Raw genomic sequence first — 16,911 nt, 5'->3', positions numbered from 1 at the left:
AGAGAAGTATTTGTTAGTAGTTATTCTCCTCTGCTCCCCCGGTTACTGAGCGTAGTCGAAGTATGCTCCCCTCATCCCCGACTCCCCACTCCCCGCCCTCATCAATTAGCAGTAAGCTGTTTGAGGGCGTTTTTTCATAATCTACATAATGGCAACTATTAACGACAACTACCTGAAGCTGAAAGCGGGTTATCTGTTTCCAGAAATTGCTCGACGGGTGAATGCCTTTGCAGAAGCGAACCCTGATGCTAAAATCATCCGGCTGGGCATTGGCGATGTTACCGAACCTCTGCCGGAGGCTTGCCGCACAGCGATGATTAAAGCTGTGGAAGAAATGGGCGATCGCAATACCTTCAAAGGCTACGGCCCTGAGCAAGGCTACGCATGGTTGCGAGAGAAAATTGCTACTCAAGATTTCCAAGCACGGAGAGCCAATATAGATGCTTCCGAAATCTTTATCTCCGATGGTTCCAAGTGCGACACAGGCAACATTCTGGAAATCTTTGGTCATGACAACACAATTGCCGTTACTGACCCAGTTTACCCTGTGTATGTAGACACTAACGTGATGGGGGGAAATACTGGGGATGCCAATGATAAAGGCGAATTTGAGGGTTTAGTTTATCTGCCAATTACGGCTGATAACAACTTCACCGCCGAGATTCCCTCAAAGAAAGTCGATTTAATTTATCTCTGCTTTCCCAATAACCCCACTGGCGCAACTGCTACCAAGGAATATCTCAAAGCATGGGTAGACTATGCCAAAGCTAATAACTCGATTATTTTCTTTGATGCAGCCTACGAAGCTTATATTACCGATCCATCGATTCCTCACTCAATTTATGAAATTGAAGGTGCAAGAGATGTTGCGATCGAATTTCGTTCTTTCTCCAAGAACGCAGGTTTTACAGGAACTCGTTGCGCGTTAACCGTAGTACCAAAGACACTCACAGCAAAAGCCGCCGATGGTTCCAATGTCGAACTATGGAAACTCTGGAATCGTCGCCAGTCTACCAAATTCAACGGTGTTTCTTACATCATCCAACGAGGAGCCGAAGCGGTTTACTCCGAAGAAGGACAAGCGCAAATCAAAGGATTGGTGAGTTTCTATCTCGAAAACGCCCAAATTATCCGTGAAAAACTCACAGCCGCTGGATTATCAGTTTATGGTGGCGTGAATGCACCTTATGTCTGGGTAAAAACGCCTAATGGTTTATCCAGTTGGGAATTCTTTGATAAGCTGCTGCAAACTGTCAACGTTGTCGGAACCCCTGGTTCTGGCTTTGGTGCCGCGGGTGAAGGTTACTTCCGCATTTCGGCGTTTAACAGCCGGGAGAATGTCGAAGAGGCGATGAAGCGGATTGCCGAAAAGTTTAAGGTGTAGAGCGATCGCTTTTGTTAAACTCAATCTATTAATCTAAAGGTTACGGTGGGCTGTATTATCCACCGCAACCTAATAGATAATTATTGAGATTCAGCTTACTGATATTTTGGTTATGACTGCTGCTATCCCTGTTTTCAAAGCTGTTAGCCAGATGCAATTAGCACCTGGTAGCGCGGTGACTATTCCTGATGTTAGCTGGCAAGAATTTGAATCTATTTTACAAGAATTGGGAGACAAAAGAACTACACGAATTGCCTACAGCCAGGGTACTTTAGAAATTATGGCTCCTTTACCAGAACACGAAATTCCCAAAGATTTAATTTCTGATATTGTCAAAATATTGCTAAAAGCTAAAGATATCAGATATCAACCTTTTGGTTCCACCACCTTTAAACGGCAAGGTGTGGCAGGAGTTGAACCTGATGCTTGCTTTTATATTCAGAATTATCAACAGATGATTGGTCATCGCCGCTTACAACCTGATGATCCGCCCCCAGATTTAGCCATTGAAACTGATGTGACATCAAAAACTACTCTTGATGCCTATGAAGCGATTCGAGTCCCAGAATTATGGGTTTACGATAGCGGGAGTCTTTCTATTTATTTGCTCAAAGAGGGGAAATATATAAAATCTAACACCAGTCCTAATTTTGAAGATATAGCGATTACTCAAATTATCCCTGCTGCTGTGGAACGTAGTTGGCAAGTAGGAAATTTTCAAGCTTTAGAAGAATTGGAAGCGATGATTAAGTAAAATTATCAATGCTTTTTTGATCGTTTTACTTAATTATGATTGCACTAGTAATAATTACTTGTCAAAATCTATTAAGCTAATGTACATTCAAGTTACAGTATTTTTATAAAATAGAGTATGATTATAACTTTTTATGGAACCCCAAAACTTTAATGAAGAATATGCAAAAGTTGTACAGTTTCTAATAGATGGAGAAGAAAACGATGCAGCAATATTTTTACTATCTTGTGCTTTTTTATCATGGGATTCTGCCTTGTACTGGTTCGATATAAAACTTAAAATTCGACGACCTAATTATGATATTCTTCTTGATAAAGAACATTCTATTACTAAAGCTATTCATCGAGCTTTTGAAGCTATACTACCTCTTGATGAATGGGAAGTTAATAAGCTGTATATAACTCCTGTAATAGAGTTATCGAATATTCCAGATATTCAAGCTGATTGGCGTGATGATTTGCTGAAAAATGCTCTTGGAAGAGATGGAAATAATCAGGGTACATTCATTTCTGATGAAAAAGTAAAAAATTGGAATGGCTTTAAATTTGCATCCCTTAGTGAAGTCCAAGTTGCAAAAGAATTAGATAAACTAGGTGTCTTATTCCTTCCAAACTGCAAAGCGCGATTTAAGTTTGGATATGGACGCGGTGAATGTTATCCAGATTTCCTAATATGTCATCAGGGAAAGTGGGGAATCCTGGAAGTGGACGGTCCACACCACAATACGCAAAGCTATATTCAGCGCGACCGTAGTCGAGATCAATCTTTAAGGGCCTACGGAATATTTATCGAGCGCTTTGGTTGGAAAGATTGTCAACAGCAGCCAGATTGTGTAGTTAAGCGTTTTTTAGACCTACTAGATAGTAACAGGTGATTATTAGTAAGTTTAATTAATAGGTAAAGAATATTGACATGAATCAACTAACCTATAATTTAAATAAAGATGCTAGCACTAAAGGTTCGATTTTGCAGGGTAGATACAATGCGATCGCCTTCACGTCGTGTTTGTAAACTTAGCATTTTGGGTAAGTTTGACAGAATTACTTTCTGGCTCTGAAATACATAGCAAATAACTCACTAAAAACCTCTTCCCCGTTAATCTCTCCACTACTAACAAATCGTTCTACCTCAACCGAACCATCCTCAAAAAATTCCACTTTCCATCGTTCACCAGTCACCGCCACATTCACCATAATAGTTTCATCCCGATGATGGGCTAAGGTGTAACTAATTCTCTCTTGTTCCAATTGATTTAGAAAGGTAACTAGTTTGCCAAATCCATGATTATTTATTTGTCAAACCTCTTATCGCTTAACAACTCTCAACTATCAATTAATTACATCAAAACATTATTCCTCAGAATTACTTCTTTCTTCTTCACCATCATCAGATAAATCGATTTTTGGCTCCAATTTTTCTCGTCCATAATTAGCCAAAGTCACTCCTTCTTCTAAATATACAGCAGAGTATTTACTCAACCCAATACGCTGTGCTGAGTAAATTCCTGAATGACCTGAAAATAAATAGCTCACTATACAGCCAATACCAATAAATACACCTGATTCCAGACCAAATAGTTCAATTCCCATTAAGGTGGATGCTATAGGTGTATTTGCTGCACCCGCAAACACACCCACAAATCCCATTCCTGCTAAGAGTGGTGTAGGTAATGCTAAAAGCAGCGATAAAGCATTACCTAAAGTTGCACCAATAAAAAACAAAGGTGTCACTTCTCCACCCTTAAAACCTGCTCCTAAAGTTAAAGCAGTTAGACCTAATTTTGCTGCAAAATCCCAAGGAGGTAGCTGAGTATAGAAGGAATCAACGATTGTTGGGATACCAAGCCCAATGTATTTGGTTGTACCACTTAATCCAACAATTGCTGCTATTATTGCACCACCTATCAAAGGGCGCATTGGAGGATAAGATATCTTGGTTTTAAAGAAGTGACTAATTTGGTGAGTTACTTTAGCAAAGAATCTCGCTACAATTCCAAAAATTGCACCTGCAATAATCGCAGAAATCAATCCCAAAATTGTGAGCGTCGGTATAGAGGGAGCGTGTCGGTATGCTGTATGATTTAAACCTAATAGTAAGGTGACTTGATTTCCAACGATCGCAGCAATCAAAGAAGGAAAAAGAGCATCGTAATGAATTTTACCAATCGCTAAAACTTCTAGACCAAATACGGTTCCAGCTAAGGGAGTACCGAAAACCGAAGCGAATCCCCCACTGATACCTGCTGTTAACAAAATTCGCCGATTAGCCCCTTTAAAATGTAATATTTTAGTTAACTGGTCTGCCAAAGAAGCACCCATTTGTAATGCTGTCCCTTCACGACCGGCTGAACCACCAAAAAAATGGGTAAGGTCTGTTCCTACTAAAACTAGAGGAGCCATACGGAAGGGAATAATATTTTTGGGGTTATGAATTTCTTCCAGTAAAAGATTATTTCCAGCTTCTACAGTCCGACCGAATTGATGATAAATCCAACCACTTAAGAAGCCGCCAAGGGGAAGCAAGGCGATAATCCACCGATGCGATTCTCGCCAATCAGTTGCCCATTCCAATGATGCTAAAAGAGCCGCAGAAGCAGTTCCAGCAAAAATGCCAACCACAAAGGAAATGGGCAACCATTTAATTAGGTGGGGTAAGGCAATAAACGGTTCAAATTTATGAAAGTGTTTCATACCATGACTCCTTGAGGTGCGATTTGTAGACAGATACTTTCTACAGGAGAGTCAGGTAATGCATTTAGCCAAGCCCTACTCTCCCGCAGTTAGCAAGGAAAGTAGGAGCCATCAGCCTTCCATAAGAGAGTTTATCGCGCTGGAAAGGCGGTTTGGCGAGCTCCATCGCCGTTGATAGTTTAATCAAATTAATAATACCATTTTTGCTATGGCTCAATATCTTTGGTATTCTACGATATAAGTAAATAATGTGTATCATTGGCGGTATTATATGCTGCCATCATCAGAAACTAATTCTCAGTCTATTAAAGATTCTCAAACAAAACTAGATCGATTTTTAGTTTGTGGGCTAGGAAGTTTGGGTCAGCATTGTGTTGCAGTCTTAAAAGAGTATGGTGCTATTGTCAATGCTATCGATCGAGAACAACCTCAAAATTTGCAGGTATCAAATTTATCAAGTTTATTAGAACAGTTATTAATCGGAGATTGCCGTCAAAGCAGTATTTTAGAACAAGCAAATATTTCTCAGTGCCGAACCGTGCTTTTAGTTACTGGTAATGAACGGGTAAATATAGAAGCTGCGTTTGCAGCAAGGCTTTTAAATCCTCAGGTTCGCCTGGTTGTACGTTCTGATAAACAAAATCTCAATGAACTTTTAAGCCAAACTCTTGGTAATTTTATTGCCTTTGAGCCAAATCAAATTTCTGCTTCTGGCTTTGCTGTTGCAGCCCTTGGAGATGATAATCTCGGATATTTCCAACTGGAGGAACGCCAATTTCGAGTAGTAAAGCGTCAGATTAAAATGAGTGATAACTGGGGCAATAAATGGCGTATATATGAACTGAATACCTTATATCGTCGGGTATTAAATCACGCTAATGATTCATCTCCCTTGCCTAAATAATTTCATCAGTGGGAACCAGAAACGACATTACACCCAGGTGATACGATTATTTATATCGAAGTCACAGAGCAAGTTAAAAGTTTGAAACAATTTGCTACTGTGCGTAAGTACAACTGGCAGCAGTTATGGCAAGAGATTGTATTAGGCAGAGCTTGGAATAATTTTAAATATAAAATGGCAGATTTATCGCGAACATTTTCTCGTTATCAGAGTTTACGAGTGGCGATTATCTGTGGAGTTACAGTACTTTTTCTTTGGGGTTTTGGAACAATTATCTATATCTTAAATTATCCTGGAAGTAACATAATAGAAGCATTTTATGCTACTATTGTCCTGCTTTTGGGAGGATACGGAGATATATTTGGCGGTGTTAATTTTAAAACGCCACCAGAGGCAGCGCAAAATATGTCAGGCTGGTTGCGATTATTTAGTCTCGTACTAACTTTAACGGGTATAGGTTTTGTTGGAGTTTTATATGCGTTGCTTACTGATACTTTGTTAAGTTCAAGGTTTCATTTTTTCAATAGTTATCAGCCATCAATCCCTCAAAAAGACCATGTTGTTCTGATTGGATTAAATCGAGTTGGTCAGCGAGTCGCGGCTTTATTACAAGAATTCAAACAACCTTTAGTAGGTATTAGCAGCACAGCACTAAATGCCGATTTTATAAATAAAATACCTCTGATTATTGATAATATTACTGATGCTCTAGGAAAGGTGAATCTCGCTAATAGTAAAAGTGTCGTTGTCGTTACGGACGATGATATGGAGAATTTGGAAATAGCTTTGATGGCATACGCTAAAAGTCCTACAACTCGTGCGATCATTCGGACTTATGACCAATATTTTCGTGATAATGTAGCGCGGTTGTTTCCTTATGCTCAAGTTATTTGCACATCTGCTATTTCAGCAGAAGTATTTGCTGCTGCGGCTTTTGGAGAAAATATTCTCAGCTTGTTTAACTTCGATACTCAAACTATTTTGGTAGTAGAGTATATGATTGAGGCTGGAGATACACTGAATGGATTACTATTGGCTGAGGTTGCTTATGGTTATGGAGTTGTGCCAATTTTATACCAAAGTTTCAAGCGATCGCCTGTTAAATTAATGCCTGCCGATCATACACAACTTTCTATTGGCGATCGCCTGATTGTTTTAGCAAATAGCAATAGCCTCCAGCGGATTGAGCGAGGTGAAATGTTTCCTCGAACTTGGCAGGTACAAATCGAAAAAGTTCTAGCTCAAGATGCTATTTTTGATGGTGCAAATGAAATCAGTATAATATCAGGATGTAGCATCGGCACTGCTAGAGAGTTAATGCATAATTTGCCTGGACAGCTGCCAGTAGCATTATATAAACAACAAGCTTTGTTACTGGTACGAAGGCTTAGTAAATTACGAGTTACAGCCCGCTTGAAACCATTTGTTCAAGATATAGATTGAAGCTTTATATTTGTAAATATTTTGTTTTATTAATCACTAGCAATAAGACAGCAGCGATCGCAAACAAGCTCCCAGTTATAAATGTCGCCTCTGCTCCCAGTGTTTGCCACAACCCACCAGCTAGCAAACTAGCAGGTAAAAGCGCTAATCCTACAGCCAAATTCAGGAATCCAAAAGCAGTGCCGCGCAGATTTGCAGGGATACTATTTGCCACTAGCGCCAATAGCAATCCTTTACTCATACCCAAATGCAAACCATAAAGGGCAAACAATACCCAGACTTGCCAAGGTGTCTGCACGAAAGCAAAACCCAGATACACTATAGCGTATAGGAGAAATCCGCCTACCAGTAGCCCAAATTTACCCACGCGATCGGAAAGTATTCCTATTGGGTAGGCGCTGCATGAATAGGTGATGTTCATCATCATTAATGTCAATGGGATGAATGAGGCTGAAATACCTGTTTGTTCAGCTCGCAGCAACAAAAAAGCATTACTGGAGTTTCCTAAATTGAATAGCAACGCCACTGCTACAAGTACCCAGTATCTTTTACCCAAACTGCGTAAAGCTTCCCATTGCAGAGGGTTGCTTCGGTTCCCTTGAATTTCACTTGTTTTTGGTTCGCGCACTCCCACTGCTAATAAAGCCACTGCGAAGAATCCAGGGATGAGTGCTAGCCAAAAAATCAGGCGGAAGTTGTTTTGGGAAGCAGCCATCAAGGCAAATGCTGCTAAAGGCCCTAAAAATGCTCCGATAGTATCGAGGGATTGACGCAATCCATAAGCTGCACCGCGTACCTCTGGATTAGTGGAATCGGCAACCAAAGCATCGCGGGGTGCTACCCGGATACCTTTGCCAATGCGATCGCCAAATCGAGCTATTAACACCCCAGTTGGACTAATAGCTATAGCAAATAGAGGTTTTACAAAGGTTGATAATCCATACCCAAACACCGCTAATCCTTTACGATGTCCTAAGTAATCACTCAATACTCCCGAAAAGACTTTTAAAATTGAAGCTGTTGCTTCTGCAATACCTTCAATGATGCCCACAGTCCAGATATTCGCCCCTAAAACTGACACTAGAAACAAGGGCAACAGAGAATTAATCATCTCGGAACTAATATCTGTCAGTAAACTGACAAGCCCCAAAACCCAAACAGTCCGAGGAATTGTCTGGACAAATTTATTTTTTAGCTGCATATTACCTATTTCTGCTACATCTTATAGTGATAGATATGTACACCCTTACAGCCGATTTATTTGCTGCAAAGATTTTGGAAAATAGTATTACTACATCAGTTCTATAATTCTTGAGAACCAATAAGTGATTTCTGCATCACTGAAGGTAGTCAATTGAGAAATTTATCTCGCCATCTGATAGGCTCTCTCATCTTGAGGATGTTGAGCCAAACCAGCATGATTCAGTAAAACAGTTTTCAAATCCCCTGGATATGCAGGTAAGTGAGAATTACCCTGAGGTTGCATCCTTTAGATAATCGGACTCCAGTCCATGCTGCCAAATATATAGTTCACATTCATAAATTCTTCTAAATGCAACAGATGTTTCATTCATAAACCTAACAATAAATTAAATCTAATGCAACACTTGTTATAAAATCTCTATGGATAGAAAATCTTGGAATCTATTGGTGTACAAAGTACCTGCACAGCCTTCGACGCAACGGGTATATGTTTGGCGTAAACTCAAGGGATTGGGCGCACTTTACTTACAGCAGTCGGTATGTTTGCTACCACAGCGAGAAGACTTGCAGAGCCATTTAAAAGAATTGAAAGCAGACATTACAGCAGGTGGCGGTGAAGCGGATTTATTCACTATTGGGATTGACGAACCTGAGCAAAACGTTATGCTGGTAGAGCGTTTCCAACAGCAGTCAGACCAAGAATATCAAGAGTTTTTGGGGCAATGTCGAGATTTACATAGCGAATTGAGCGAGGAACGGAAAATAAGTAACCTCACTTTTGCAGAATTAGAAGAGAACGAGGCGGAATTAACTAAACTGCGTTCTTGGTTGCCAAAAATCCGCGATCGCGATTTGTTTGATGCCCCAAAATACTCACAAGCCACTGAAGCTTTAAAGGCCTGCGAATTAGATTTTCAGCTATTTTCCCAACAAATATATCAAGCACAAGGAATAGACTCAGAATCTTTATAAGTAAATGGATCTCAACTAATAGTTAGGCATAGCTCAATCTAAGCATCACACTTGTAATTCCTACCTATATAAACAATTTATTCCTATAGATAGATGCGTTTTTACTATCTATAGATATTAATTCTATGACTAAAACTTAAGTAGGAAAACCGTACTTATTTGATAGGTTTTCTGTACCATATATCTAAGTTTAGCTGGATAAAATCAAAATGTAGCTGAAGTAATGCTGTTTTCTCAAAAATTTACACAGCATTAGCAGGAGAGCAAAAACATGACAAATCAATTGAAAACGGCTGCTTTGCTAGCTGCATTAAGTGGTCTTTTGATAACAATTAGTTACTGGGTAATTGGTGGTTATAGTGGCTTGATTATCGGGATTGGCTTGGCAGCAGCAACCAACCTGTTTTCTTGGTATCAATCAGATAAAATTGCCCTAGCAGTATACCAGGCGCAACCTGTAAGTGAAAGGGAAGCACCAGGACTTTATCGGATGGTGCAGAGATTGAGCGATCGCGCTAACATTCCTATGCCTAAAGTTTATATTGTTCCAAGCCAAGGTGCTAACGCCTTCGCTACAGGGCGCGATCCAGAACACGCTGCTGTGGCAGTCACCGAAGGTATTCTAAATATATTGCCAGACGATGAACTCGAAGGCGTTATTGCCCACGAGCTAACCCATATTATTAATCGTGACACCTTGACACAAGCCGTTGCTGCTACTGTGGCTGGTGCGATCTCATTTCTAGCCCAAATGGTTAGTTATAGCCTATGGTTTGGCGGTGGTTCGCGAGATGATAACAGAGGTGGAAATCCAATAGGAGTTTTATTAACAGTTATACTTGCGCCGATGGCTGCGACAATTATTCAGCTAGCAATTTCGCGCACACGAGAATTTTCTGCTGATGCAGGTTCTGCTAAATTAACTGGTAATCCCCGCGCCTTAGCTAGGGCATTGCAACGCTTAGAAGCTTCAGCGAAGCAAATGCCTTTAAATGCTAATCCAGCTTATGAACCGTTATTAATTATCAATTCCATCTCTGGACAGTTTTTGGGTAACTTATTTTCCAGTCACCCGGCGACAGAAATGCGAGTTGCAGCATTGCTAAAATTAGAACAACAACTGCCAACAAAAACTTATTAATTTGTCATTTGTACTGAGTTTCGACTACGCGGTAATCGAGCGAAGTCGAGATTCAAATACCGCGTAGTCGTTGGCGTAGACTCTCGTAGAGAAGTATTAGTCATTTGTCCTTTTTGAAATAAATGACTATTAATACAGGGTGCAATACTTATTGGAGAGTAAACTTTGCAATTAAGGATGTTTTAAGTATGAATTCTAACAATATCGAATCTACTGAATCCATAGTAATTGTAAAAATAAGTTCTGAAACCGACAAATTAGTGGAAACCGAAATGGCTGGTGAAACTGATGAGGTGAAGCGCGAAACCAAAGCATTAATTGAGGCGCTAAAAAGACGCGCTCAAGCTGAGGCTGATTCAGCAGGTACTCTCACCCGTGAAACCTATTTGAAAGTTGTGCGTCAAGCACGGGAATTAATTGAAGGAAGGAAATTGATGGAACGCGATCGCTTAGAAAACTCTTGGGCGGTAATTCAAGATGAAGCTAAGAGAAACTGGCACTTATTAATGAAAGACTTAGTAGACTTTAACTTTCGCCTGCAAAAGGCTGTAAAAGCTGCTTGGGAAACCTTCAATAATCCTTACTCTCGTTAAAGAGGGTGCAATCGCAGATAAATATTTTAGGGGCGTACATCTGTACGCCCCTTTTTATGGCTAGTCAAAAATATCGCTATTTGTAGACCAAAAATGATTCACTAAACTAAATAGCCTTTACCATAAAAAGCGTAAATATTCAGTACTCTAGGTTTCACAAATAGGAAATAAGCAGTGTTACCAAACAAGCCCCCCGCCACCAATCAAACTCAACGCTGGACATTTGCTCAACTTTTTGGACTGGTAAAGCGTAATCCCCTAATGATTTCGCAGTGGGTTATCCGCTGGATAATCGTGGGAACTGCTGGTGGTCTATTTGCGGCGTTGTACTGGAATATTCTAGAGTTTTTAACTCACAGACTCCAGCGATTTGAGGGTTTTAGCCTGCTGATAGTGATGCCACTTAGCGGTTTAGTTATTGGTCTAGTGATTCATTTTTTGGGAAATCCCGGTGAAATCGCCGTGATTGTTGATAATATTCATTTTCGTGGCGGACGCCTAGATGTTCGCAAAAATCCTTCAATGATTATTGCTTCTCTAGTCAGCATCTCGGCAGGCGGTAGTGCTGGCCCAGAAGCGCCACTGGTACAGGTAACAGGTTCTTTTGGTACTTGGATTGCCGATCGCTTAAAACTCCAAGGTGAAGACCTGAGAACCATGAGTTTAGCAGCAATGGCGGCTGGCTTCACTGCCTTGTTTGGCGCACCTCTTGGCGGTGCAATTTTCGCTTTGGAGATTTTGCACCACGAGCATATTGTGGAATATTACGAAGCCTTAATGCCAGCCATTGTTTCGAGTTGCGCTAGCTATCTGGTGTTTGCAGCAATTACACATTTGGGTATTGCCCCCACTTGGCATTTTCCTCAGTATCACTTAGAAAGGATTGATGATTTTGCGATCGCGATCGTGTTTGGAATTATCGGGGCGGTGGCGGGATGGATTTTTATGGGCATTTTTCGCGGCTGCGATGCCTTTTGGCAAGCTGTTTCACCAACTCCTGTTCCCATTTATGTACGCACAACACTAGCAGGAGTGGGACTTGGCATTTTAGCAGTTTTATTACCCCTTACCCGTTATTTTGGACATGAAGAGTTAGATTCAGTCCTGACTGCTAACTTTAGTGCTGTTTTTCTCTTAACTCTAGCTCTTGGGAAAATGGCTGCCATTAGCATTACGGTAACAGGTGGGTGGCGCGGTGGATTCATCATTCCCCTATTTTTCACTGGTGCTTGCATTGGTAAAGCAGTCGCAGTCTTAATTCCGGGACTCGATCCTGCCCTTGCCATGATTTGTACAATGGCGGCTGTCAACGCAGCCGTAACCCGCACACCGATAAGTACGACTTTGCTACTATCAAAACTGACTAACTTGAGTCCCTTTACGCCAATCCTTTTTGCCAGTTTGGTGGGATTTTTTCTTGCCCCTAAAGTTCCTCTGATCGCATCTCAACTCAAATCCCAGAGAGAAGCTACGGATTGAACAATTGCCTGAGTTAGCTGCCCAGGCAATAAAAAGCAATATATGCTAAGATTGTATCAAATTATAGCAATTATTCAAGAGCAATTTAGAATAATTTTGCGCTTTGTTGAGTAAAAAAGCTAAAATCTACGATTTTTGGAGATTTTTAGGTTATGACAACCTCACAGGAGAGGATTATCCCGATTGACTTGCGAACCGAAATGTCGCAGTCTTATCTGGAATACGCCATGAGCGTGATAGTGGGTCGGGCGTTGCCAGATGCCAGGGATGGTCTAAAACCTGTGCATCGTCGCATTCTCTACGCAATGCACGAGCTAGGTCTGCTCCACGATCGCCCCTTTAAGAAATGCGCCCGTGTAGTGGGGGAAGTATTGGGTAAATATCACCCCCACGGTGACACGGCAGTATATGATGCCTTGGTGCGGATGGCGCAGGATTTTTCCATGCGCTCGCCCCTAGTTAACGGGCATGGTAACTTCGGTTCGGTAGACAACGATCCGCCAGCCGCGATGCGGTACACCGAATGTCGCTTGCAAGCTTTAACTAGTGCTGGTTTACTTCACGACATCGAGTATGAAACCGTAGACTTTGCCGATAACTTCGACGGTTCCCAGCAGGAACCCACAGTTTTACCAGCACGGATTCCCCAGTTATTGCTCAACGGTTCCTCTGGGATTGCCGTGGGCATGGCCACCAACATTCCGCCGCACAACTTGGGCGAATTGATCGATGCTTTGGTGGCTGTAATCCACAATCCAGAAATCACCGACCTGGAATTAATGCAGTATGTCCACGGCCCAGACTTTCCAACTGGGGCGCAGATTTTGGGAACATCTGCCATTCGAGAAGCTTACACTACCGGACGTGGTTCTATTACCATGCGTGGTGTCGCCAACATTGAAACCGTTGAACAACGGGGACGCCCAGATAGAGAAGCAATTATCATCACCGAATTGCCCTATCAAACCAATAAAGCGGCGCTGATTGAAAAAATCGCCGAAATGGTGAACGAGAAGCGTCTAGAAGGGATTGCAGATATCCGGGATGAAAGCGATCGCGACGGGATGCGAGTTGTCATCGAACTCAAGCGTGATGCTTATCCCCGCGTCGTGCTGAACAACCTCTACAAGCAAACGCCACTGCAAGCCAACTTCGGCGCAAATATGCTGGCGTTGGTGAATAGCGAACCCCAAGTACTCACCCTCAAGCAGTTCTTAACCGTCTTCTTGGATTTCCGCATCGAATCCATAGCCAGACGCACCCGCTACGAACTGCGGAAAGCTGAAGAACGCGATCATCTCCTCCAAGGGTTATTAATTGCCCTATCTCAGTTAGATCCGATTATTGTTTTAATTCGCCATGCGCCCGATGCACCCACAGCTAAAGGCGAATTAATCACAACTTACGGACTCTCAGAAGTGCAAGCAGATGCGATTTTGCAAATGCAATTGCGGCGCTTGACTGCTTTAGAAGCAGATAAAATTCGTCTAGAACACGAAGAATTACAAGCGAAGATTACCGACTTGCAAGATATTTTAGCTCGTCGGGAGAGAGTGCTAGAAATCATTGAAACTGAAGTCGGGCAACTCAAAACTAATTTCGCCACACCCCGCCGCACGGTGATTTTACCAGGGGAAGGGGAATTAGACGATCGCGACCTCATTGCCAATGAAAAAGCGATAATTCTGGTGACAGAGCAAGGCTACATCAAACGGATGCCAGTTAACACCTTTGAAGCCCAAAGCCGTGCTACCAGAGGTAAAGCCGCAGCCAAGGTGAAAGATGATGATACCATTGAGCATTTTTTGACTTGCTGCGATCACGACAGTATTTTATTCTTTAGCGAGCGTGGTGTTGTTTATTGCCTGAGAGCTTATCAAATTCCCGCGAGTTCGCGTACCAGTCGCGGCACACCAATTGTCCAAATGCTACCGATTCCCAAAGAGGAAAAAATCACCTCAATTGTACCGGTTGACGAGTTTAGCAGCGAAGAATATCTGGTCATGCTCACTAAGGGCGGCAATATCAAGAAAACCGAATTGGCAGCCTTTAGTCACATTCGCGCCAATGGCTTGATTGCCATTTCCTTAGAAGAAGGCGACCAACTGCGCTGGGTGCGACGCGCCAGAGTCGAAGACAGTGTAATCATTGGTTCTCGTAACGGGATGGCGATTAACTTCCGGTGCAACCACGAACAACTACGTCCTTTAAGTAGGGCGACTCGTGGGGTAAAAGCCATGAAGCTGAAAAATAAAGATGAGCTAGTGGGTATGGATATTCTCCCCGCAGCAATTCTTGAAACTTTGGATGTTACAGAAGCAGAAATTGAAGATATCGAAACAATCGAAGCAATTGAAACAGAAGATATCGAAATTACCGAAATTACTGAAGAGTCCGCAGAAGTGCCTAGCAGTGGCGTAGTTGGCCCTTGGGTGTTGGTAATTACAATGGGTGGATATGGTAAGCGCGTACCAGTTGCTCAATTCCGGCTGCAAAATCGAGCTGGTCAGGGTTTAATGGCAACCAAGTTCAAAAACCGCAAAACTAAAGACAAGCTAGCAACCCTACGCATTGTCAATAATGATGATGATGAAATCATGATGGTGACAAATCGCGGTATTATCATTCGTCAAGCAGTGAATGCGATTTCTATCCAATCGCGATCGGCAACTGGAGTGAGAGTGCAGCGTTTAGATGAAGATGACGCTATTACCGGAGTAGCAATAGTTCCACCTGATGCTGTCGATGCAGAAGAAGCAGAATAAAAAGCAGGGGGAGAGGTTAATCGCCTTACTCCCCTATTTGATTGCATTCGCTAGCGGCATTTTAATGGGGCTAACCGTAGCCCCAGTAGGTGCATGGTTACTGGCTTGGATTGCCATAGTTCCCTTATGGGTGCTAGTTGTCACTTCAGCCAAAGGTAAAAACAAATTCCCCCCGGCTTTCCTATGGGGTATTGGTTTTCACGGTGTCGCCCTATTCTGGATTACCGGAATTCATCCGATGACATGGTTGGGCGTTCCTTGGTTGCCAAGCTTGGCAATCACGCTTTTTTGTTGGGGATTTATCAGTGTCTTGGGTGGAGTATTCCTTACTATTTGGGCGGCTGTTATGGTTCGCCTAGCCGGACAAAAACCGTGGCTACGTGTACTGATTGGTACAGCTGTCTGGTGTGGCTTAGAGAGTCTGTGGAGTGCCGGGCCTTTGTGGTGGAGTTCCCTTGCTTACACACAAAGTCCGCATAATCTTGTAATTGTACATCTGGGTCAACTGTCTGGGCCTAATACTGTGACAGCAGCGATCGTTGCTGTTAATGGGTTAATTGCTGAAGCGTATATAAACCGACAAGATATCAAGATGTCCTCTGTGCCTATGCGGTTCGTTAATAAATACTTAGCTACCGCCACAGGACTATTAATTACCCTACACCTCATAGGTTTTATCTTATACAGCCGTCCCATTGCTCAAGTACCAGAAGCGGCCTTAAAAGTGGGGATTGTTCAGGGTAATATCCCGAACCGACTTTTACGAAGTTCCGAAGGGTTTCGTCGCGCCCAAGAAAATTACACCAATGGATATCTAACTTTAGCAAGTCAAGGTGTAGATGCAGTCCTGACCCCAGAAGGAGCCTTACCTATTTTCCAGCGTAATTTGCTGGAAACGGCCTTAGTCGCAGCCGTGAAGGAAAAAGGCGTAGTTGCTTGGATTGGGGCTTTTGGCGAACGGGGAGATAGTTATACAATTAGCTTGTTTACTTTCAATGCTCAAGGTGAAATTGTCAGCCGCTACGATAAGTCCAAACTAGTACCTCTGGGAGAATATATTCCCTTTGAAGGAATTTTAGGGAAAATAGTTCAGCGCTTGTCGCCTTTGGATGCACACCAAGTTGCTGGTTCAGCAAATCAGCTATTTGACACTCCTTTTGGTCGAGCGATCGCTAGTATATGTTATGAATCTGCTTTTCCCGAACAATTTCGTCGTCAAGCGGCGGCGGGTGGGCAGTTTATTGTCAGTTCTTCTAACGATGCCCATTACACTGCATCTATGCCATTCCAGCATCATGCACAGGATATCATGCGGGCAATTGAAACTGATAGATGGTCAGCACGCGCAACTAATACCGGATATTCAGCCTTTGTAGATCCTCATGGCAAAACCTTGTGGATGTCTGGATATAATACCTACGAAACTCATGCTGAAACAATTTATCGGCGACAGACAAAGACTTTATATGTGCGTTGGGGTGATTGGTTAACTCCGTTGTTGTTAATCTCCTCTGGAGGAGCTTGGCTGGTAATTCGCAGTATAAAGAAATTTAATAATGTTGGAAATCCCTAGCGGATTGAGT

At 42.3% G+C, this 16,911-nt stretch carries 15 protein-coding genes and 1 riboswitch; of the genes, 11 read left to right on the top strand and 4 right to left on the bottom strand.

Annotated features, from left to right (window positions below; translation table 11 throughout):
- Positions 1-148 precede the first annotated feature (148 nt).
- From V7K53_RS19205 to V7K53_RS19195, 3 genes are all read left to right on the top strand, one after another.
- Entirely contained in the window at positions 149-1,384 is a 1,236-nt protein-coding gene (locus tag V7K53_RS19205) for an LL-diaminopimelate aminotransferase (protein ID WP_335199057.1), read from the top strand.
- A gap of 112 nt (positions 1,385-1,496) precedes the next feature.
- Positions 1,497-2,138 (top strand): Uma2 family endonuclease, encoded by a 642-nt coding sequence (locus V7K53_RS19200; protein WP_335199056.1) that lies wholly within the window; start codon positions 1,497-1,499, stop codon positions 2,136-2,138.
- A gap of 133 nt (positions 2,139-2,271) precedes the next feature.
- Positions 2,272-3,012 (top strand): DUF559 domain-containing protein, encoded by a 741-nt coding sequence (locus V7K53_RS19195; protein WP_335199055.1) that lies wholly within the window; start codon positions 2,272-2,274, stop codon positions 3,010-3,012.
- A gap of 166 nt (positions 3,013-3,178) precedes the next feature.
- Here V7K53_RS19195 and V7K53_RS19190 read toward each other — a convergent pair whose 3' ends face one another.
- Positions 3,179-3,385, bottom strand: coding sequence for a hypothetical protein (locus V7K53_RS19190; RefSeq protein ID WP_335199054.1), 207 nt, complete (start codon positions 3,383-3,385; stop codon positions 3,179-3,181).
- Positions 3,386-3,487: 102 nt separating this feature from the next.
- Positions 3,488-4,828, bottom strand: a complete 1,341-nt coding sequence (locus tag V7K53_RS19185; protein ID WP_335199053.1) for a voltage-gated chloride channel family protein — start codon at positions 4,826-4,828, stop codon at positions 3,488-3,490.
- A gap of 95 nt (positions 4,829-4,923) precedes the next feature.
- Positions 4,924-5,007, bottom strand: a riboswitch (Fluoride riboswitch).
- Between the two features lie 92 nt (positions 5,008-5,099).
- On the opposite strand from V7K53_RS19185, the gene V7K53_RS19180 reads away from it, so the two are divergent.
- Together V7K53_RS19180 and V7K53_RS19175 are read left to right on the top strand one after the other, a co-directional pair.
- Entirely contained in the window at positions 5,100-5,732 is a 633-nt protein-coding gene (locus tag V7K53_RS19180; RefSeq protein ID WP_335199052.1) for a potassium channel family protein, read from the top strand.
- A gap of 81 nt (positions 5,733-5,813) precedes the next feature.
- Positions 5,814-7,175 (top strand): potassium channel family protein, encoded by a 1,362-nt coding sequence (locus V7K53_RS19175; protein WP_335199051.1) that lies wholly within the window; start codon positions 5,814-5,816, stop codon positions 7,173-7,175.
- A 4-nt stretch (positions 7,176-7,179) separates the two neighbouring features.
- Here V7K53_RS19175 and V7K53_RS19170 read toward each other — a convergent pair whose 3' ends face one another.
- Together V7K53_RS19170 and V7K53_RS19165 are read right to left on the bottom strand one after the other, a co-directional pair.
- Complete coding sequence (locus V7K53_RS19170) at positions 7,180-8,376, bottom strand: MFS transporter (RefSeq protein ID WP_335199050.1); 1,197 nt, start codon at positions 8,374-8,376, stop codon at positions 7,180-7,182.
- Between the two features lie 162 nt (positions 8,377-8,538).
- Positions 8,539-8,661, bottom strand: coding sequence for a hypothetical protein (locus V7K53_RS19165; protein WP_335199049.1), 123 nt, complete (start codon positions 8,659-8,661; stop codon positions 8,539-8,541).
- A 137-nt stretch (positions 8,662-8,798) separates the two neighbouring features.
- On the opposite strand from V7K53_RS19165, the gene V7K53_RS19160 reads away from it, so the two are divergent.
- From V7K53_RS19160 to lnt, 6 genes are all read left to right on the top strand, one after another.
- Positions 8,799-9,350 carry a Chromate resistance protein ChrB gene (locus tag V7K53_RS19160; RefSeq protein ID WP_335199048.1) on the top strand — a complete coding sequence of 184 codons (552 nt, stop codon included), beginning with the start codon at positions 8,799-8,801 and terminating at the stop codon, positions 9,348-9,350.
- A 271-nt stretch (positions 9,351-9,621) separates the two neighbouring features.
- The gene (locus V7K53_RS19155; RefSeq protein ID WP_335199047.1) at positions 9,622-10,491 is read left to right on the top strand and encodes a zinc metalloprotease HtpX; all 870 of its coding nucleotides are present in this window, start codon (positions 9,622-9,624) and stop codon (positions 10,489-10,491) included.
- Positions 10,492-10,679: 188 nt separating this feature from the next.
- Entirely contained in the window at positions 10,680-11,084 is a 405-nt protein-coding gene (locus tag V7K53_RS19150) for a hypothetical protein (RefSeq protein WP_335199046.1), read from the top strand.
- 174 nt (positions 11,085-11,258) lie between these two features.
- Entirely contained in the window at positions 11,259-12,563 is a 1,305-nt protein-coding gene (locus V7K53_RS19145) for a chloride channel protein (protein ID WP_335199045.1), read from the top strand.
- A gap of 152 nt (positions 12,564-12,715) precedes the next feature.
- Positions 12,716-15,328 carry a DNA topoisomerase (ATP-hydrolyzing) subunit A gene (gyrA, locus tag V7K53_RS19140; protein ID WP_335199044.1) on the top strand — a complete coding sequence of 871 codons (2,613 nt, stop codon included), beginning with the start codon at positions 12,716-12,718 and terminating at the stop codon, positions 15,326-15,328.
- A complete protein-coding gene (gene lnt / locus V7K53_RS19135; protein ID WP_335199043.1) occupies positions 15,309-16,901 on the top strand; it encodes an apolipoprotein N-acyltransferase in 1,593 nt (530 codons plus the stop codon). The genes gyrA and lnt overlap by 20 nt, the downstream gene beginning before the upstream one ends.
- Positions 16,902-16,911: the final 10 nt, after the last annotated feature.

This window comes from Nostoc sp. (assembly GCF_036917355.1).
Classification (GTDB): Bacteria; Cyanobacteriota; Cyanobacteriia; order Cyanobacteriales; family Nostocaceae; genus Nostoc.
Note: the sequence above shows the minus strand (reverse complement) of the source record. Positions and strands in the feature narration are given on the sequence as shown.

Coding starts and splice junctions, on each gene's coding strand:
- V7K53_RS19205 (WP_335199057.1), top strand. CDS start 149: ATGGCAACTATTAACGACAACTACCTGAAGCTGAAAGCGGGTTATCTG.
- V7K53_RS19200 (WP_335199056.1), top strand. CDS start 1,497: ATGACTGCTGCTATCCCTGTTTTCAAAGCTGTTAGCCAGATGCAATTA.
- V7K53_RS19195 (WP_335199055.1), top strand. CDS start 2,272: ATGGAACCCCAAAACTTTAATGAAGAATATGCAAAAGTTGTACAGTTT.
- V7K53_RS19185 (WP_335199053.1), bottom strand. CDS start 4,828: ATGAAACACTTTCATAAATTTGAACCGTTTATTGCCTTACCCCACCTA.
- V7K53_RS19180 (WP_335199052.1), top strand. CDS start 5,100: ATGCTGCCATCATCAGAAACTAATTCTCAGTCTATTAAAGATTCTCAA.
- V7K53_RS19170 (WP_335199050.1), bottom strand. CDS start 8,376: ATGCAGCTAAAAAATAAATTTGTCCAGACAATTCCTCGGACTGTTTGG.
- V7K53_RS19165 (WP_335199049.1), bottom strand. CDS start 8,661: ATGCAACCTCAGGGTAATTCTCACTTACCTGCATATCCAGGGGATTTG.
- V7K53_RS19160 (WP_335199048.1), top strand. CDS start 8,799: ATGGATAGAAAATCTTGGAATCTATTGGTGTACAAAGTACCTGCACAG.
- V7K53_RS19155 (WP_335199047.1), top strand. CDS start 9,622: ATGACAAATCAATTGAAAACGGCTGCTTTGCTAGCTGCATTAAGTGGT.
- V7K53_RS19150 (WP_335199046.1), top strand. CDS start 10,680: ATGAATTCTAACAATATCGAATCTACTGAATCCATAGTAATTGTAAAA.
- gyrA (WP_335199044.1), top strand. CDS start 12,716: ATGACAACCTCACAGGAGAGGATTATCCCGATTGACTTGCGAACCGAA.
- lnt (WP_335199043.1), top strand. CDS start 15,309: ATGCAGAAGAAGCAGAATAAAAAGCAGGGGGAGAGGTTAATCGCCTTA.